The organism is Faecalimonas nexilis (genome assembly GCF_059731825.1).
The window spans coordinates 3,546,378-3,563,627 of sequence record NZ_AP029189.1; the positions used below are offsets into that span (position 1 = coordinate 3,546,378).

Here is a 17,250-nt window from a genome sequence, read left to right on the forward strand (position 1 = left end):
TTTATTCTTCCAAAACTCCCGCTTCTCTTAATTTAGCCAAAAAGGTATCCAAACTTTTCTTTGCCTGTTCGTATTCAATTTCATACATTTCCATTAAATTAATCATTCCATGAAATGCTTTCGCAGCCTCTCCAACCGGTACAACAACTGCACGATCTCCAACTTGACGTTTTAAAAATCCTTTTTTTGCTCTCATCTTTTTGTCCTCCAATCTCTTTTCCCATCCAATTCTATCACAGCCCCATGCATAACAAACGCCGAATTTCTTTATCCGATATTAAATTCTTCCAATAATTTTTTCCGGTAATTTTCATCAGTTGTTGCTTTCATAATCTCCTCTTGTCTTCCAAGTTGTATTAACGTAGCATATAGAGCATTGATTCCTTCTATTTCCTGCACTCTCTTCTCTACTTCTGCCTGTACTCTCTTCTCCACTTCCGCCTGCACTTTTTCTTCTACTCTTGCCTGTACCCTCTTCTCCACTTCCGCCTGTACTTTTTCCTCAATTCTCTGCTCCAACTTGTCCCCCATAATTTCCATCAATGCATCACATACCATACTATCATCCTCCATAAATTTCTCTTCATTTGCTCGCACGATAATATTCATCGCCGACTGATACCATGTATTCTCGCTGTGTTTTCTGTAATCCTTCACCAAAAATCTTCCAGCATCTCTTGACTTTCTAATTTGTTTGTCAAACCACGCAGCCAAAGATTTTCTTTCGGTGATAATTGGCTTCCGACCACAATTTGAATCGGAATAAAATCACCGCGCACATAATAAATTCCATCTTCCTGCTTCTCCACCTGATATCTTCTCACTTCTCGCAAATGCTTGATCAATTTTCTTGGATATCCTAACCCAAATAATGTGATTGTCACTTCACTGATTGGTATCTCGTCAGTTGTACCGGTGTCCGACTTATAAAAACACGCATATCCGTATATCTTATAAAAGGTATCTATACTGATATAATCTGTCGGACTTTTATATTCCACCAGATTGTACTTTTGAAAAATACGTCCGATATTTTTCTGAACCTTATGTTTCTGCTCGTTTTTAATTACAAGCACATCAATCGACATTGGTTTTGTCGAAAGCTGATGCTCATCCTCAAAGATCAGATATTTTGCTTCCTCCTGCAGTTCAATCTGAGCCGTCGCATAAAACGCAGGATGCCATTGCAGATACTCCTCTTTCTGCGTCTTTTCTTTTGTCTTACTCATATAAAACCTCCTCTTATGAAATTGTTCAGGAGATTCCCTTCTTCGAAAACTCCTGCTTGTAAATTTGTAATTTGAAAGCATGAATTTTCTGAAAGGACGGATTCTCTTAAAATCCGCTATATGAAATGTATTAGATGCCGGCCAAAACCGGCTAGATAAATAGAAAATAGAATGCTTTTTTTCATCATAACATTGAATTCTTTCACTTGCAATGAGTTTTTAGTTTCCTTTTAATTCTTCAAATGTTTCTCTCCTGTTTCTCATTTTCAATTTCTTTTTGCAGGCATTTGATAAAACAGATTCTGAACATGTATCATAATCGTACATTCCATCCCCCTCCTTCCACCGGTTATAAATATAGAGTACCAAAAATTGCAAAGTGTTGCATGAAGATTATTTTTTCATACACAAAGAGAGAGCGTGCTGCTCTCTCCCTTTACAAAATACTATTCAATTTTGTCATCGTTCTTGGCAATGCATCTTTCGCATTCTTCCAAGGCTCATCTTTAAATCGATAATCAAATTTATCGATAAACCAACTTAAGTCTTCATGTACGCGTTTCATATTTTCTAGATACATTCGGTTCAATTCCGTTATAAAAGACTCTAACAGCTCTCCTCGCAGTCGCTCCGGCGCCATCTCATATAACATGCCATAATGTTTTGTGCAAAATCCCTTTGATGATTGAAACAATTTGCGAAACTCTTCTTTCTTGTAAAGATAGAAAATTGTTCCTAAATAATTTTGAAATGTGCTTTCAATCTTATCACATACAAAGCAGGAATGTTCCAACCCTTTCACATAACTCAAAAGTTCGGAAGGCTCTGACTTTTTCTTTTTCTTAAAAAGAGAAGCTGCCTTTACAGATTCATTTTGTTTTGCTTCTATCTCTTTCATAGATTTTTCCATATGTGTCTTCAACATCAGAGCAAGTCCGAGGCGGTCTGGCATTTCTTTCAACATTGCAACATGTCGCGCACAAAATCCTACCTTGTCACTTTCCAGTCTGCGGTCATCTGTCATATATGTTGAAGGACGAAGTGTATATTCTAACGCTTCCTGCTCCAGTTTTTTATATATGTTACACAGAGGACATTCACAGTCCTCTTTGAACGCATCATTTACAGGTATCGTATATAATTTTTCTTTCACGCTTATCCTCTATAGTAATTAATCAGACATCCTTTTAAGATGATCTCTCTTTCATTATCTGTCAAATCACCCAACTTCAGTGTAATCTCTTTCAAACTGTCCCCAACCACATATGCTTTCACAGCGTCTGTCTTATCTTCCACTGCTTTTCTCACATCCGGCACGAAGATATAGTCCCCGTTTTTGAAACTTAACTCTGTATCTTTTTCTTCTGTGATAAACGGGAGCATACCCCAGTTAATCAAGTTCGAACGGTAACGTTTTGTCGCATATTCATTTGCGATATTTGCCCATCCTCCAAGTACTTTCTGACAGGACGCTGCCTGTTCACGTGCAGAACCATCTCCCGGTTTCACCGCGAAGATCGTACTTCCGACACCGATGTTGCCTTCGCCCACTTCCGGATAAGACGCACGGATTGTCTCCATAACCGGTTTTAATTCTTCCAACACTTCTAGTGGACACTGATTTGCCTCGATTGCTTTCTGTGCTTTCTGCACTTCTTTTGCACGTCCCACATATGCTGGATCTTTACGTGACAATGCAAACTCTGCAAGTCCAAGTGGGTTAGAACGGTAAGAAGAAGTCTCTCCTGACGGAATCAACTCATCGGTTGTTGTAACCGGATCGTGAATCTCAGATACCACTTTCAAGACCAGATTTTCCGGTAATGCTGACATTGCCGGCCAGTCTTTGATGTTTGGTCCAAACTGGATCTCAACACTTGGATCCGCAACACCTTTGCTGTCAAACACACGGTTTGCATAAATGCTCTTATCAAAATGATATTTCGGAGCTTTGTATTCTCTGTCCATCACATCAGCCGCAGAAGTTAAGAAACCTTTATTTGCCGCTGTCGCAGCGATAGAACGTGCATCCATAAGTGCCACAGAGGAAATCTGTCCGCTCTGCAATTTAGAACCTTCACGGTTCGGGAAGTTTCTTGTAGAGTGGCGGATACTGAATGCATTGTTAGCAGGTGTATCTCCAGCGCCAAAACAAGGTCCGCAGAACGCTGTTTTCACGATTGTTCCGGCTGCCATCAGATCTGCAACCGCTCCGTTTCTCACAAGCTCCATATATACCGGTGTACTTGCCGGGTATACACTGAATGTAAATGCATCAGAACCGATATTTTTCCCTTTAATGATCTCTGCTGCCGCACAGATATTTTCAAATCCACCGCCGGCGCATCCTGCGATAATTCCCTGTTCTACATAGAGTTTCCCGTCGCGAATCTTATCCTGCAGCGAATACTCAACCGCACCGTCAAGACTTACGAGCGCTTTCTGCTCTACATCGTGTAAAATATCTTTTAAGTTCGCATTTACCTCGTCAATCGTATATGTATTACTTGGGTGGAATGGCATCGCGATCATCGGTTTGATCTTGCTCAAATCCACATAAACAAGTCCGTCATAGTACGCTGCCCCACCCGGATTCAGTTCTTTATACTCTTCACTTCTTCCGTGAGTCTCATAGAATTCTCTGATTGTCTCGTCAGTCTTCCAAATAGAAGAAAGGCAGGTCGTCTCTGTTGTCATAACATCAATTCCGATACGGAAGTCTGCGCTTAACTTGTCCACACCAGGTCCGACAAATTCCATTACTTTATTATTTACATATCCATTTGCAAATGTTGCTCCAATGATTGCAAGCGCCACGTCCTGAGGTCCCACTCCGACAGATGGCTCTCCGTCTAAGTAAATCGCAACAACGCCCGGCATCTTAATATCGTATGTCTTATTCAATAACTGTTTTACAAGCTCCGGTCCGCCTTCACCCATCGCCATTGTTCCAAGCGCTCCATAGCGAGTATGGCTGTCAGAACCAAGAATCATCTTTCCGCCGCCTGCAAGCATCTCTCTTGCGAACTGGTGGATGACTGCCTGATGTGGCGGAACATACATACCGCCGTATTTCTTTGCACAGGTAAGTCCAAACATGTGGTCATCTTCATTGATTGTTCCACCTACGGCACACAGACTGTTATGGCAGTTCGTCAGAACATATGGGATTGGGAACTTTTCAAGTCCAGACGCTCTTGCGGTCTGAATGATTCCGACAAATGTGATATCGTGCGAAGTCAATTTGTCAAATTTAATCTTTAATCTCTCCATATCGGAAGAAGTATTGTGTGCTTCTAAAATGCTGTACGCAATTGTGTTTTTTGCAGCTTCTTCTTTTGTGACCTGCTGTCCTGTCTTTGCTGCAACAGCTGCCTGTGCATCATTCACATCTTCGATAATTTCTGTACCATTCAGTAAATATGCACCATGTTCATATAATTTTATCATTCTACTGTTCCCTCCTACGTCTTATTATTTGTTCATTATAGTATTCTACTCTTTTGATTGCAAGAATTTCAGATGATTCGATACCATCATAGCGATTTTAAATGTGAGCGCATCGTCAAATACCCGGACATCTAACCCTGTCAGTTTCTGAATCTTCTCCAGGCGGTATACCAATGTATTTCTATGTACATAAAGCTGCCGCGCCGTTTCCGAGATATTTAGATTATTCTGGAAGAACTGATTGACCGTACTCAGTGTCTCCTCATCGAACTGATCCACCGCTTTTCCGTCAAACACTTCCTGCAAAAACATGTCACACAAAGATACCGGGAGCTGATGAATCAGGCGGCCGATGCCCAGCTCATTGTAAGCAAGGACATTTTTCTGCTCATAGAAAATCCGTCCCACATCCAGCGCCATGCCCGCTTCTTTGTATGACTTTGACACATCTCGCAGCTGATTTACAATCGTGCCATATGCCACCCTCATGTTTACCATCGCTTCCATCGTCAATGTATCGACAATGGATTTTGCAATCATATTCAGTTCTTTATATCCCTCGGTCGTCTCCAACGCCTTAATCAGGATAATATGTCCTTCATCGACTGAAGTTACAAAATCTTTAGAGCCGGTTGCATAGAGACCTTTCATCGTCTCAAGAACGATATTGTCCGTCTCATTTTTCGGTTCAATCAAGAATACAACTCTTCTTCGCTCCACTTCAATCCCAAGCTTTTTTGCCTGATTAAAAATATCCACAAGCAGAAGATTATCAAGCAATAAATTCTGGAAAAAATGATTCTTATCCAAACGTTCTTTATATGCGTGTATCAGGTTTTGGAACTGACTGATACAAAGCCTTCCGATAACCGCAACCTGCTCTACAACCTCATGAAGTGCAAGGACATACACTGCATCATAGTTATCTCGAATCAGGAAAAATGCCTCATCTTCACATACCTGCTCATCTTTTCCTTCTTTCAGAAATTTGTCTACTCCAGCCTTAATTCTATCCTCGTTCATTCCCGCAATGGCAAGGCATTTTCCCTCCATACTCCACACGGAACAATCCACCCCCATAATCTCATGTATATCATTGATGGGTTTGTGCAATATTTGATTCGATAACAACTTATCACTTCCTTTTTTACATTTAAAGCCAAAGCTGCTCCGTTGCAACTCTGGCTTTTTTTCTTATAATCTCTTTAACAATTCTTCTCTTTCTTTTTCAAAACCAGGTTTTCCAAGTAAAGCAAACATATTCTTTTTGTAGCTTTCCACACCCGGTTGGTCAAATGGGTTCACCCCTAAAATATAACCACTCACGCCACAAGCGAATTCAAAGAAGTAAAATAACTGTCCAAGATAGAATTCGTTCTGCTCTGGAATTGTCACCATTAAGTTCGGTACATTTCCATCTGTATGTGCTAAAACAGTTCCGTTCATCGCACTCTTATTGACGAAATCAACTGTCTTTCCTGCAAGATAGTTCAGACCATCCAAATCCACTGGCTCTTCTCCGATGAAAAGCTCCTCTGTTGCTTTCTCCACATTCAATACCGTCTCAAACATAATACGGCTTCCATCCTGAATGAACTGTCCCATAGAGTGAAGATCTGTTGTCAAATCTACAGATGCAGGGAAAATACCTTTTTGGTCTTTTCCTTCACTTTCTCCGTAAAGCTGTTTCCACCATTCAGACACATAGTGAAGACTTGGCTCGTAGTTCGCAAGTACCTCAACTGCTTTTCCTTTACGGTGTAAAATATTACGGATTGCCGCATACTGTAATGCACCATTTTCAGCAAAATCATTTTCTAATGCTTCTTTTCTTCCAGCCTGTGCACCTTCCATCAATTTCTCGATATCTGCACCGCTTACTGCGATTGGAAGAAGACCTACCGCTGTCAATACAGAGAAACGTCCTCCGACATCATCCGGAACAACGAATGTCTCGTATCCTTCCTCATTAGCAAGGTTCTTCAATGATCCTCTCGCTTTATCTGTTGTCGCATAAATTCTCTTTGCAGCTTCCTCTTTTCCATATTTTTTCTCCAACATTTCTTTGAAAATACGGAATGCAATTGCAGGCTCTGTTGTTGTTCCTGATTTGGAAATCATATTTACAGAGAAATCTCTGTCTCCGATTACATCGATCAGATGTTTGAGATATGTGCTGCTGATGCTGTTGCCAACATAATAAATCTCAGGTGTCTTTCTAATCTCTTTTGAAACAACATTGTAAAAACTATGTCTTAAAAATTCAATTGCAGCTCTGGCTCCCAGATAAGAACCACCGATACCGATTACGAGCAATACCTCGGAATCATTTTTAATCTTCTCTGCCGCTTTCTGAATGCGTACAAATTCTTCTTTATCATAATCAACCGGCAAATCAATCCATCCAAGGAAATCATTCCCTGCTCCTTTTCTGCTTAAGAGCAATTCCTTTGCATCCATTGCCAACTTGCTCATATAATCTACTTCATGTTTTGCAACAAATGTACTTGCTTTTGAATAGTCAAATGTGACTTTATTTCCCACGTTTATCCTTCCCTTCTAATTGGTCTCATAGATGTTATTATTTTACCAAACGGGAGAGGGGAAAGTCAAGAAATTATAAATATCTGTTCACAATTTGACTTTAAAGACTTAATGCAATTTGGTATGTTCATTTTATCAGTACTGACCTTCATTTATCTGATCAGTCATTAGTACATAGAAAAACCACCCTGATACTTTGACGAGTTGGGTGGTAATTCTAAATTATTTTCAATTGGTCAACCACTTTTATGTGGCGATTGTTCTTTTTGTATCTTTAATATAGCACATCCGCATAGACTGCACAAGCAATATGTTCTTTTCACTCTCTATAAAAATCTCTTTTTATCCAATTTGAATATTACTGCCAATGCCACATAGCATATCGCGATCACAATCACCCCATACGCCAGTGAAATTCCAACTTTATACTCCTGCATATTTGTGACCATAGAAATAGAGATTGGGCGGTTGAACACACCGTACAGCAGGGCAGACATCGTGTACTCGCCGATTGTCCGAATCAACACCAGCACTCCGCCTGCCAGGATACCCGGAGCGATATTCGGTATGACAACACGGGTAAATGTATAAAACATATTTGCACCAAGACTTTTTGACGCCTCCTCAATGTTCGGGTTCATTCCCAAAATCGCCGTCTCATTGGAATTTAAAAGCAGCGGAATCGCTGTGATTGTATACGCAATCGGAAGAATCGCAAATCCGCCAATCAACGACTGTCCAAACGCAAAAATTGTCTCCTGCCCAAACGCATTAATTAAGTTGATTGCCACAACACTCGCCGGCATTGTCCACGGAAGCAGCAGCAATACTTTCAAAAATGTATGAAATTTATTTTTATATTTCACAAGCATATAGGAACTGGGAACAGTAATCAGAAGTCCCACTGCCACCGCAATCGCCGACATTTTCAAACTATTCAGTAGCGGTTTTAGTACTCGCGGTTTTTCAAAAATTACCCGATAGTTTTCCAATGTGAATGCATGTGGGAAAATTTCCTGCATGATAGAACTTGTCTCTGTAAAAGACAGATATACAATTGTGACAATCGGAAGGATAATAAACACAATCTGCAAAAATACAATCAGTCTGCTCACAATCGAAAGCACACTGCGTCGTCCTTTTCCCGCCTGAATCGGTGTACTTCGCTCTGTGCTTTGTCCTCTATATCGTTTCCCGAAATACTGAATGGTCATCATCACCGCCAGACTGATTAAAAATAAAACGATGACCTGAACAGAAGCCATTTCCATATGATTGTTCGCCTTCGAACGCACAATCTGTGTGCTTAACACCTTATATCCTCCACCAATTAAATTCGGAGCAGAAAATGCACTGATTCCTGATGCAAATGTGACAATCGCAGACGACAGCACCGCCGGTGTGATGACCGGCCAGATCACATCCCGAAAAATCTTCCACCACGAAGCTCCCATACTCCGCGCCGCCTCAATTCCGGAATTGTCCACATATTTCAGCGCCACATACACATTCAGGTAAAAATACACATACTGTGTATAAGTGATGACAAACACAATCGCGCCAAGCCCCTGAAATTCATACGGTATCTTCTCCAAATGCAATGCATATTGAACTGCTTTCGTTAAAATTCCACTCTCACCGTAGAGCTGAATAAACGAAATCACAGTGATGACTCCCGGAATCATCATCGGACTTAAGAGCAGAATGTGAATAACCTTTTTCCATTTTCCCACCAGAAATGTCATATACATTGCCAGCATAATGCCGATTACGCCGCAAGTAAACACGGACAGTACACCGAGCACAACCGTGTTCCCAATCACCTTTCTCTGATTTGGATTTGAGAAAAATTGTCCGAACACCTGCAGACTATAACCGTCTTCCGTCTGCACCGCCTGAAGAACTGTCTGAAAAAACGGCATCAAAATATAGCCGACAATCAAAAAACCGAGTACCGCATACCAAATCCAACGAAAAATCCCCACCTTTTTATTCTTCATACCGCTTCACTACTCCGTCCTTATTTTTCAACTGCAGACAAACATTGTCGCCCACCTGCCATACTTTCATGCCTGCTCCCTCATTCATCTGCACCACGCGATAGTCCTGATTTTCCGCCTGAATTGTATAATCGTAATACATTCCTCCGAATTTCACTTCTGTAATGCAGCCTGAAATTCCGCACTTTCCATCTCCACTGATTGAAAATTCCTCCGGGCGGACAAAAATATAAGGTCTGTCCACCTCTCCCACAATTCCGAAAAACTCATAATCTCCCCGAACAATTTTATTGGACACCCCGACAAAATTTGCGACAAACTCCTGATTCGGCCTGTTATAAATCTCTTCCGGCTCTCCTACCTGCAGCACCTCTCCGTCCCGCATCACAGCGATTTTATCGGAAATCGCCAACGCTTCCTGCTGATCATGTGTGATGAACAATGTCGTGATACCAATCTTTTTCTGAATTGCTCGAATTTCTTCCCGCATTCTCACACGCAGAGCCACATCCAGATTGGACATTGGCTCGTCCAAAAGCAACATACTCGGCTCAATCACAAGCGCTCTCGCAATCGCCACACGCTGCTGCTGTCCTCCGGACAATTCCTGAATTCTCCGATGCTCAAATTCCTTCAAACCGGACAGTTCCATATAATAGTCACATTTCTCTTTGATTTTCTGTTTCGGGTATTTCCGAATCTTCACTCCATACGCAATGTTGTCCCGCACCGTCATATTCGGAAACAGGGCATAGTTTTGAAATACAATTCCCATGTTTCTCTTCTCCGGCTGCAGCACCGTAATGTCTTGCTCCCCGATACACACCTGTCCTTCCGTCGGCTGTATAAATCCGGCCAAAATGCGCAAAAGCGTTGTCTTTCCACATCCGGAAGGTCCAAGCAACGTGAAAAATTCCCCTTTTTTTATCGTCAGATTCACATTCTTCAAAACCGAATTCTCTTTTTTATCATAAGAATGTGAAATGTTCTTCAAAAAAATATCGCTCATCGTAACTCCTTTTTCTACATACAGAAATAGTGGAGAATACCCCCACTATTTCAAAACTTTGTACTTTATTTACTCGGCTGCAATCGCTTTGCTTGCATCAAGAATGTCTGTCTCCCATTTTTCTAACCAGTCTGTCTGATTTGCACTGATCACTGACCAATCTAATTTCATCGGCTCATATCCTGTCTGCATCCATTCCGGGGCATTTTCTAAAGCCGCATCTAAAGCCGGCATACGGTTGAATGAATTTGCCACCAGCTCTTCTCCCTCTTTGCTTCCCACAAACTCGATAAATTCTGCCGCCGCATTTGGGTGTGGCGCATCTTTGATTGCCGCGATACAGTCTGTGATTGTGATTGCCCCGCTTGTTGCATCGATGATCTCCAAAGGCATCTTGTTGTTGTCTCTATTGTCGATCACATTGTCCAAAACTGCCATAGAAATCGCAGCCTCACCTTTTCCGATCGCCTGGAACATCATACTTCCACTGTTATAATAGTTCTTTGTATTTGCATTCAGTTTTGTCACATAATCCCACGCCGCATCCTCACCGTCTTTTTCAGAATAGAATGAAACTAACGCTGCAATTGTAGATCTCATAGAAGAAGATAAGGAATCACGGGAAATGATTTTTCCCTGATATTCTTCTTTCACAAGGTCGCTCCAGTCCTTCGGCGCTTCCTCAGCGCTCATCAACTCTTTGTTGTAGAACATAACAACCGGAGTTTTATATGTTCCATACCAATATCCTTTTGCATCTTTATAATCATCTGCAAGCTCGTCCGCCCATGACGGTGTTGTCGGCTCATAGCATCCTTCTTCCTGAAGAAGCATATATGTCGCTGTGTCTCCCCCGAACATGATATCTGCCTGCGGATTCTCTTTCTCACTGCGGACACGGTCTGCAAGTTCTCCTTTCAAATTGATAAACTCTACTTCCACACCTGTCTCTTCCGTAAATGCGTCACAGATTGTCTCCAACATTTCCTCAGAGTGTGTCGAATAAATGACAAGAGAATCCTCTAACTCTGTTTTCCCGTTCTTTGCTGTGTCATCTTTTTTCTCGTCCTTCTTGTCCCCACATGCTGTCAAAGAGAATACCATCACACCAGCCAGCAATGCTGCCAATACTTTTCTTTTCATAGTAACCTCCAAAAAATTTCATTTCTTTTGACCTTTCCTTTAGCCAACGGTTACTATTATACTTATTTTCCATATTCTTTGCTAATTGTTTTTTTATATAAGATATATTGACTTTATCTATAAGTTATGCGTTTCTATCAGATAAGAACTATGCCAAAAATTCTTCTAAAATCCGGCGCACCTGCACTTCCTGCAGTCTTTTTTCTTCCACTGCATCTTTTTCTTCTTTTGCTGGTTCTTCGCGCTCCATGGCATATACCTGTTCCTGCTCGGAAACCGGCTCTTCCTGAACTTCTTCCACCGCTGCCACGACCACTTCTTCCTCAGCCTCCGGCTGGAATGTTTCTTCCATTTCCAGTACGCTTGTCTGACTTACGTTCTTTTCCTTATACAGTTTTGCATAACGATGGGCACAGACATTTTCCAAATAGTCAATCATATAGTTTTCTGCCATCTGCTGATAATAATTTTCATCGCTCAATATATGTACCATGCACAATATCACTGCACCGATTCCTGTCCATGCTGCATATTGGAATACCTGCTCTTCCAGTCCATATAGATAATATACCGCCACAGTTCCTGCCGTCCCCAATACCGCTACAATCCAAATTGTCTTTTTTTCTAAGTTTCGGAATGTATGAAGTCTGATTCCAAAAACCCGATATTCATAGACATATTTTTTCACAAACGCTTCTACATTTTGCACCTTGTCGCTGACCATACTGGCATGTTCGAATTTTGCCCGCACAAGTCTCATCAGCTTATGATTGCTTTTACTCATTCTGCTGGCCGCTTTCACCATTCTTCTCAACGTAAAATGGGCAATCAGCTTGCTTAAAACTCCAATCGCCGCTCCTGCTCCCATCGCATAAAAAATAATTTGATTTTCCACTAATGTCTCTAACATAATAAAAGAGCCCTCCTTCTTTATACTTGCATGTACACTTTGTGTCATGACTGAACTGTTGGCTTTATTATACAGCAAATAAAGAAGTTGGGTTCTTGAATCGTTTTACATATTTCAACAACAAATCACGCGAATTTCCGCATGATTTGTCACATGTTTTTTATAATCGTGGCAACAAACTCTTCACAAGCCTTACAGAATGTGTGATTGCCTGCTTTTCAAACTCCGGATAGTCCATCGTCGCACTGTTGTCGGCTTTGTCCGAAATTGCTCGGATAATGACGCACGAAACTTTATTTAAGTAAGCTGCATGCGCAATCGCAGCCCCCTCCATCTCTGTACATTTCGCTCCGAAATTAGATACTAATTTCTCTTTCACCTCCGCGGAAGACACGAACTGATCTCCACTCACAATACGTCCTACGAATGTGTGGATATCCGGATTCGCCTCTTCGTTGGCAGCTTTCGCTTTTTCTACCAATTCCGAATCTGCCGGAAACGAAAATGTATCCATCCGCGGCACCTGTCCGATTGGATCTCCAAAAATGCTTGCATCCATATCATGCTCTACCGCATCCGTAGAAATTACCATATCTCCGATATCAATATTGGCATCTAAAGAACCGGCAATTCCTGTGTTGATCAATGTATCCACTCCAAATTTATCTACTAAAATCTGTGTGCAGATTGCAGCATTGACTTTTCCAATCCCGCTTCTGACAACAACAACTGCTTTTCCACACAATGTTCCCTTACAGAAATCCATAGACGCAAATGTGACATTTTCTTCAATTGTCATAGCCTCTTTTAACGCGGCTACTTCCTCCTCCATCGCTCCTATAATACCTATCATAACTGTTTCCTCATTTCTATAATCTCATCTTAAAATCTTCGTATCCGAACTGTCGAACCACCCGGCATTCTCCATCCTTATCTTCCAATACAATTGCCGGCAGACGCATTCCATTGAATGTATTGTTTTTGACCATCGTGTAGATTGCCATATCTTCAAATGTGAGTGTATCACCTCTTTTTAGCGGCTCCGCAAATGAATAGTCACCGATTACATCTCCCGCAAGGCAGGTCGGTCCTGCAAGGCGGTAAGTATATGCCTTCTCCTCCGCCTCATAGCCGTCCTGAAGCGGCGGACGGTATGGCATCTCAAGCACATCCGGCATATGACATGCTGCGGACGTGTCCAAAATCGCAATCTGTATGCTGTTTTCCACAATTTCTTCTACTTTCGTAAGCAGTACACCGGCATTTAAGGCTACCGCCTCTCCCGGTTCCAGAAAAATCTCCAAGTCATATTTTTCTTTCATATCACAAATACACCGCTCCAATAATGCGATGTCATAGCCCTCTCTCGTGATATGATGTCCGCCGCCAAAATTCAGCCATTTCATCTTCGGCAGCCATTCCCCGAACTGTCTTTCCACTTCTTTCAGGGTGTCATGTAAAGGCTGCGCATCCTGCTCACACAACGTATGAAAATGCAGACCATCAACATATTCCAAAAGCTCCGGTCTGAATTTCTCAATCGTCACCCCAAGCCTCGATCCAGTGGCACATGGATCATAGATCTCGTGTCCCTCCTGTGTTGAATACTGTGGATTAATGCGAAGTCCTACACTTTTTCCCGCCTCAGCCGCTCTCTTTCCAAATCGTTCCAGCTGTTCAAAAGAATTAAATACAATGTGATCGCAGTAAGTTAAAATCTCATCAAATTCTTCTTCCTTATAGGCAGGTGAAAAAATATGCGTTTCCTTTCCAAACGGAATTCCCATCTCTTCCGCCCCAAGTCTTGCCTCGTACAAACCACTGGCTGTTGTTCCCGAAAGGTATTGCGCAATCAGTGGATACACCTCATACATGGAAAATGCTTTCTGGGCAAGCAGGATTTTACATCCGGTTCTGTCCATCACACCTTTTAGTATCTCAAGATTTTGTCTGAGCTGTTCTTCCTGAATGACATAACACGGTGTTGGAAGTTCATTTCTTCTCATCGGTTCTCCTCACCTTTTCTCTCTTCAAATTAATCAATCAATTCCGGATCTTCACTGATTTTCCATGGCAGTCCATATTTGTTCAGCGCTTCCATGAATGGATCCGGATCAAACTCTTCAATATTATATACACCTGCTTTGTTCCATGTTCCGTTCATGATCATCATCGCACCGATCATAGCCGGAACTCCTGTTGTGTAAGAGATTGCCTGAGAGCCCACCTCTTTGTAGCATTCCTGATGATCACATACATTGTAAATATAAAGTTTCTTTTCTTTTCCATCTTTTTTCCCGATGAAAATACATCCGATATTTGTCTTACCAACTGTACGAGGTCCCAATGACGCCGGATCCGGAAGTACTGCTTTTAAGAACTGAAGCGGAATAATCTCTTTTCCTTCATACATGATCGGTTCAATAGAAGTCATTCCTACGTTTTCCAAACATTTTAAATGTGTCAGGTAACTCTGTCCAAATGTCATAAAGAAACGGATTCTCTTAATTCCAGGTATATTCAATGCAAGAGATTCGATCTCTTCATGATGAAGAAGGTACATATCCTTCTCTCCAACTTCCGGGAAATTGTAAACACGTTTGATTTCCATCGGCTCTGTCTCTACCCAGTGACCATCTTCCCAGTAGGAACCTTTTGCAGACACCTCGCGAATGTTGATCTCCGGGTTGAAGTTTGTCGCAAACGGATAACCGTGGTCTCCCGCATTACAATCCATAATATCAATATAATTGATCTCATCAAAATAGTGTTTCAATGCATATGCAGAAAATACACTTGTCACTCCCGGGTCAAATCCACTTCCAAGAAGCGCTGTGATACCAGCCTCCTCAAATCTTTCACGATATGCCCACTGCCACTTGTATTCAAATTTTGCTGTATCTTCCGGCTCATAATTCGCTGTATCAATATAGTGTACTTTTGTCGCAAGACATGCGTCCATGATTGTCAGATCCTGATATGGAAGTGCAAGATTGAGCACTACTTCCGGTTTTTCTTTTTCAATCAACGCAATCAGCTCATCTACATTGTCAGCATCTACCTGTGCTGTTGTAATCTTTGTATTTGTCTTTCCTTCCAGTTTTTCTTTTAAAGCCTCACATTTTGAAACGGTACGGCTTGCAATACACATCTCTGTAAATACTTCACTTACCTGACAACATTTTTGAATTGCCACACTTGCTACACCGCCACAGCCAATAATTAATATTTTTCCCATTTTTTCTTCCTCCTGCTTTTATCCTGATTTATTTTGCCAATGCAATTAAAAATTCTCTCACAATCTTTCCTGCCACCGCAGTTGACACGCCGCTTTGATCATAGTGCGGACTAAGTTCGTTCACATCACATCCGATGACATTACAGCTTTCGCATACCTTTATAATCGCATCCAAAAGCTCTTTAAAACTCACTCCACCAGCCTCCGGCGTTCCTGTCCCCGGAAATACAGACGGATCTAACACATCCAGATCCACTGTGAAATACACCGGTTTCCCTTTTAATGCCTCTATCGCATCTTCCAACCCATTCAGGTCAAACGGATGCATCGTCACATGTCCTTCTTTCGACCACAGAAATTCTTCTCTGTCACCTGAGCGAATACCAAACTGATAAATTTTGCCGTCACCTACAAGTTCCCAGCACCGTCTCATCACACATGCATGTGACTCTTTCACATCCAGATATTCATCTCTAAGATCCGCATGCGCGTCAAAGTGTATGATATGAAGATTGGGGTATTTCTCAACCGCCGCTCTCATACTGCCAAGTGTCACCAAATGCTCTCCGCCGATCATAAACGGAACTTTACCATCCTTCAAAATCACACGGCATCGTTCTTCTATCATCTCAAGAGACTTCTTTGCACTTCCCATCGGCAGTTCCAGATCTCCGCTGTCAAACACACAATACTCTGTCAGTTCTTTGTCCTGATACGGACTGTATGTCTCCAGACCAAAAGACTCATTTCTGATCGCGGCACTTCCAAATCTTGTGCCTGGACGAAAAGACGTTGTCGAGTCAAACGGCGCTCCGTAAAGCACAATCTTTGCATCTTCATACTCAGACTCGCATCCTATAAACGTCACAATATTTTTATTCAACATCTTGTACTAATTCCTCCACATATGCCGGGAGTGCAAATACTCCTTCATGCAGTCTCGGCAAATAATATTTTGTCTGAATCCCACGCAGTTTCCACTGAATTCCATCCATATCATGAATCGGATGATATCTCTTTGAAGCGAACCCAAACAGCCAGTGTCCTGACGGATAGGAAGGGATATGTGCCTGATAAATCCTGCTGATTGGAAAGGATTCAATGATTCTCTTGTGCATTCTCTGACATTGGAATGCCTCCTCCTTGTAAAACGGGCTCTCATGCTGGTTGATCATAATACCATCTTCATGAAGCGCATTAAAACAATTTCCATAAAATTCTTTTGTGAAAAGCCCTTCCCCTGCGCCAAACGGATTCGGCGAATCAATGATGATCAAATCATACGCATCAGATTTTGAACGGATAAACCGTAATCCATCCTCATGATAAATATGCACACGCGGATCATTCAAACTGCATGCCATCTGTGGAAAATATTTTCGGCACACCTCCACAAGAAGTGGATCTGCCTCTACCACATCAATCTGCTCCACCGTATCATATTTCGCAAGTTCTCTTACAACACCGCCGTCTCCTCCGCCGATTACAAGTATCTTTTCCACTTGCGGATGCACTGCCATAGGCACATGACTGATCATCTCATGATAGATAAACTCGTCTTTTTCGGTGAGCATCAAATCTCCGTCTACAACAAGAATTTTGCCAAACTCTTTCGACTCAAGCACATCGATTCTCTGTATCTCACTCTGAGCCGAAAACACCTGATAATCCACTCTAATTGCCAGTTTTACATTGTCCGTATGTTCATCATGGAACCACATCTCCAT

General features: G+C 41.8%; 16 protein-coding genes. All 16 read right to left on the bottom strand.

Annotated elements, in window-relative coordinates; genetic code table 11:
• Nucleotide 1: 1 nt before the first annotated feature.
• The gene (locus AC6I5B_RS17585) at nt 2-196 is read right to left on the bottom strand and encodes a hypothetical protein (RefSeq protein ID WP_004613059.1); all 195 of its coding nucleotides are present in this window, start codon (nt 194-196) and stop codon (nt 2-4) included.
• Nucleotides 197-267: 71 nt separating this feature from the next.
• Nucleotides 268-657 carry a hypothetical protein gene (locus tag AC6I5B_RS17590; protein WP_497773501.1) on the bottom strand — a complete coding sequence of 130 codons (390 nt, stop codon included), beginning with the start codon at nt 655-657 and terminating at the stop codon, nt 268-270.
• Nucleotides 654-1,229, bottom strand: coding sequence for a hypothetical protein (locus AC6I5B_RS17595; RefSeq protein WP_270651520.1), 576 nt, complete (start codon nt 1,227-1,229; stop codon nt 654-656). Before AC6I5B_RS17595 ends, AC6I5B_RS17590 begins: the two co-directional genes overlap by 4 nt.
• Before the next feature lie 436 nt (nt 1,230-1,665).
• Nucleotides 1,666-2,382: a DUF6062 family protein gene (locus tag AC6I5B_RS17600; RefSeq protein ID WP_270651522.1), complete on the bottom strand. Its 717-nt coding sequence runs from the start codon at nt 2,380-2,382 to the stop codon at nt 1,666-1,668.
• A gap of 2 nt (nt 2,383-2,384) precedes the next feature.
• Nucleotides 2,385-4,679 carry a hydratase gene (locus AC6I5B_RS17605; protein WP_497773502.1) on the bottom strand — a complete coding sequence of 765 codons (2,295 nt, stop codon included), beginning with the start codon at nt 4,677-4,679 and terminating at the stop codon, nt 2,385-2,387.
• 45 nt (nt 4,680-4,724) lie between these two features.
• On the bottom strand, nt 4,725-5,810 hold the full coding sequence (locus tag AC6I5B_RS17610) for a PucR family transcriptional regulator (protein WP_117787358.1): 1,086 nt from the start codon (nt 5,808-5,810) through the stop codon (nt 4,725-4,727).
• Nucleotides 5,811-5,873: 63 nt separating this feature from the next.
• Nucleotides 5,874-7,223 (bottom strand): glucose-6-phosphate isomerase, encoded by a 1,350-nt coding sequence (locus tag AC6I5B_RS17615; RefSeq protein ID WP_004613064.1) that lies wholly within the window; start codon nt 7,221-7,223, stop codon nt 5,874-5,876.
• A 326-nt stretch (nt 7,224-7,549) separates the two neighbouring features.
• Nucleotides 7,550-9,223, bottom strand: coding sequence for an ABC transporter permease (locus AC6I5B_RS17620; protein WP_022250673.1), 1,674 nt, complete (start codon nt 9,221-9,223; stop codon nt 7,550-7,552).
• Nucleotides 9,213-10,232: an ABC transporter ATP-binding protein gene (locus AC6I5B_RS17625; protein WP_022250672.1), complete on the bottom strand. Its 1,020-nt coding sequence runs from the start codon at nt 10,230-10,232 to the stop codon at nt 9,213-9,215. The genes AC6I5B_RS17620 and AC6I5B_RS17625 overlap by 11 nt, the downstream gene beginning before the upstream one ends.
• Nucleotides 10,233-10,301: 69 nt before the next feature.
• Nucleotides 10,302-11,375 (bottom strand): extracellular solute-binding protein, encoded by a 1,074-nt coding sequence (locus AC6I5B_RS17630; RefSeq protein WP_004613067.1) that lies wholly within the window; start codon nt 11,373-11,375, stop codon nt 10,302-10,304.
• 148 nt (nt 11,376-11,523) lie between these two features.
• On the bottom strand, nt 11,524-12,285 hold the full coding sequence (locus tag AC6I5B_RS17635) for a hypothetical protein (protein WP_022250671.1): 762 nt from the start codon (nt 12,283-12,285) through the stop codon (nt 11,524-11,526).
• Nucleotides 12,286-12,445: 160 nt separating this feature from the next.
• A complete protein-coding gene (locus AC6I5B_RS17640; RefSeq protein ID WP_004613069.1) occupies nt 12,446-13,138 on the bottom strand; it encodes a 5'-methylthioadenosine/adenosylhomocysteine nucleosidase in 693 nt (230 codons plus the stop codon).
• A 16-nt stretch (nt 13,139-13,154) separates the two neighbouring features.
• On the bottom strand, nt 13,155-14,291 hold the full coding sequence (nspC, locus tag AC6I5B_RS17645) for a carboxynorspermidine decarboxylase (RefSeq protein WP_118208392.1): 1,137 nt from the start codon (nt 14,289-14,291) through the stop codon (nt 13,155-13,157).
• A gap of 29 nt (nt 14,292-14,320) precedes the next feature.
• The gene (locus AC6I5B_RS17650) at nt 14,321-15,523 is read right to left on the bottom strand and encodes a saccharopine dehydrogenase family protein (protein ID WP_004613073.1); all 1,203 of its coding nucleotides are present in this window, start codon (nt 15,521-15,523) and stop codon (nt 14,321-14,323) included.
• 28 nt (nt 15,524-15,551) lie between these two features.
• A complete protein-coding gene (gene speB / locus AC6I5B_RS17655) occupies nt 15,552-16,409 on the bottom strand; it encodes an agmatinase (protein ID WP_497773503.1) in 858 nt (285 codons plus the stop codon).
• Nucleotides 16,399-17,250 (bottom strand): polyamine aminopropyltransferase, encoded by an 852-nt coding sequence (gene speE / locus AC6I5B_RS17660; protein WP_004613075.1) that lies wholly within the window; start codon nt 17,248-17,250, stop codon nt 16,399-16,401. The genes speB and speE overlap by 11 nt, the downstream gene beginning before the upstream one ends.

What these genes read in the sequence shown, in the direction of transcription:
- AC6I5B_RS17650 (WP_004613073.1), bottom strand. Translation starts at nt 15,523, where the DNA reads ATGGGAAAAATATTAATTATTGGCTGTGGCGGTGTAGCAAGTGTGGCA.
- speB (WP_497773503.1), bottom strand. Translation starts at nt 16,409, where the DNA reads ATGTTGAATAAAAATATTGTGACGTTTATAGGATGCGAGTCTGAGTAT.
- nspC (WP_118208392.1), bottom strand. Translation starts at nt 14,291, where the DNA reads ATGAGAAGAAATGAACTTCCAACACCGTGTTATGTCATTCAGGAAGAA.
- AC6I5B_RS17630 (WP_004613067.1), bottom strand. Translation starts at nt 11,375, where the DNA reads ATGAAAAGAAAAGTATTGGCAGCATTGCTGGCTGGTGTGATGGTATTC.
- AC6I5B_RS17625 (WP_022250672.1), bottom strand. Translation starts at nt 10,232, where the DNA reads ATGAGCGATATTTTTTTGAAGAACATTTCACATTCTTATGATAAAAAA.
- AC6I5B_RS17585 (WP_004613059.1), bottom strand. Translation starts at nt 196, where the DNA reads ATGAGAGCAAAAAAAGGATTTTTAAAACGTCAAGTTGGAGATCGTGCA.
- AC6I5B_RS17605 (WP_497773502.1), bottom strand. Translation starts at nt 4,679, where the DNA reads ATGATAAAATTATATGAACATGGTGCATATTTACTGAATGGTACAGAA.
- AC6I5B_RS17595 (WP_270651520.1), bottom strand. Translation starts at nt 1,229, where the DNA reads ATGAGTAAGACAAAAGAAAAGACGCAGAAAGAGGAGTATCTGCAATGG.
- speE (WP_004613075.1), bottom strand. Translation starts at nt 17,250, where the DNA reads ATGGAGATGTGGTTCCATGATGAACATACGGACAATGTAAAACTGGCA.
- AC6I5B_RS17640 (WP_004613069.1), bottom strand. Translation starts at nt 13,138, where the DNA reads ATGATAGGTATTATAGGAGCGATGGAGGAGGAAGTAGCCGCGTTAAAA.
- AC6I5B_RS17635 (WP_022250671.1), bottom strand. Translation starts at nt 12,285, where the DNA reads ATGTTAGAGACATTAGTGGAAAATCAAATTATTTTTTATGCGATGGGA.
- AC6I5B_RS17620 (WP_022250673.1), bottom strand. Translation starts at nt 9,223, where the DNA reads ATGAAGAATAAAAAGGTGGGGATTTTTCGTTGGATTTGGTATGCGGTA.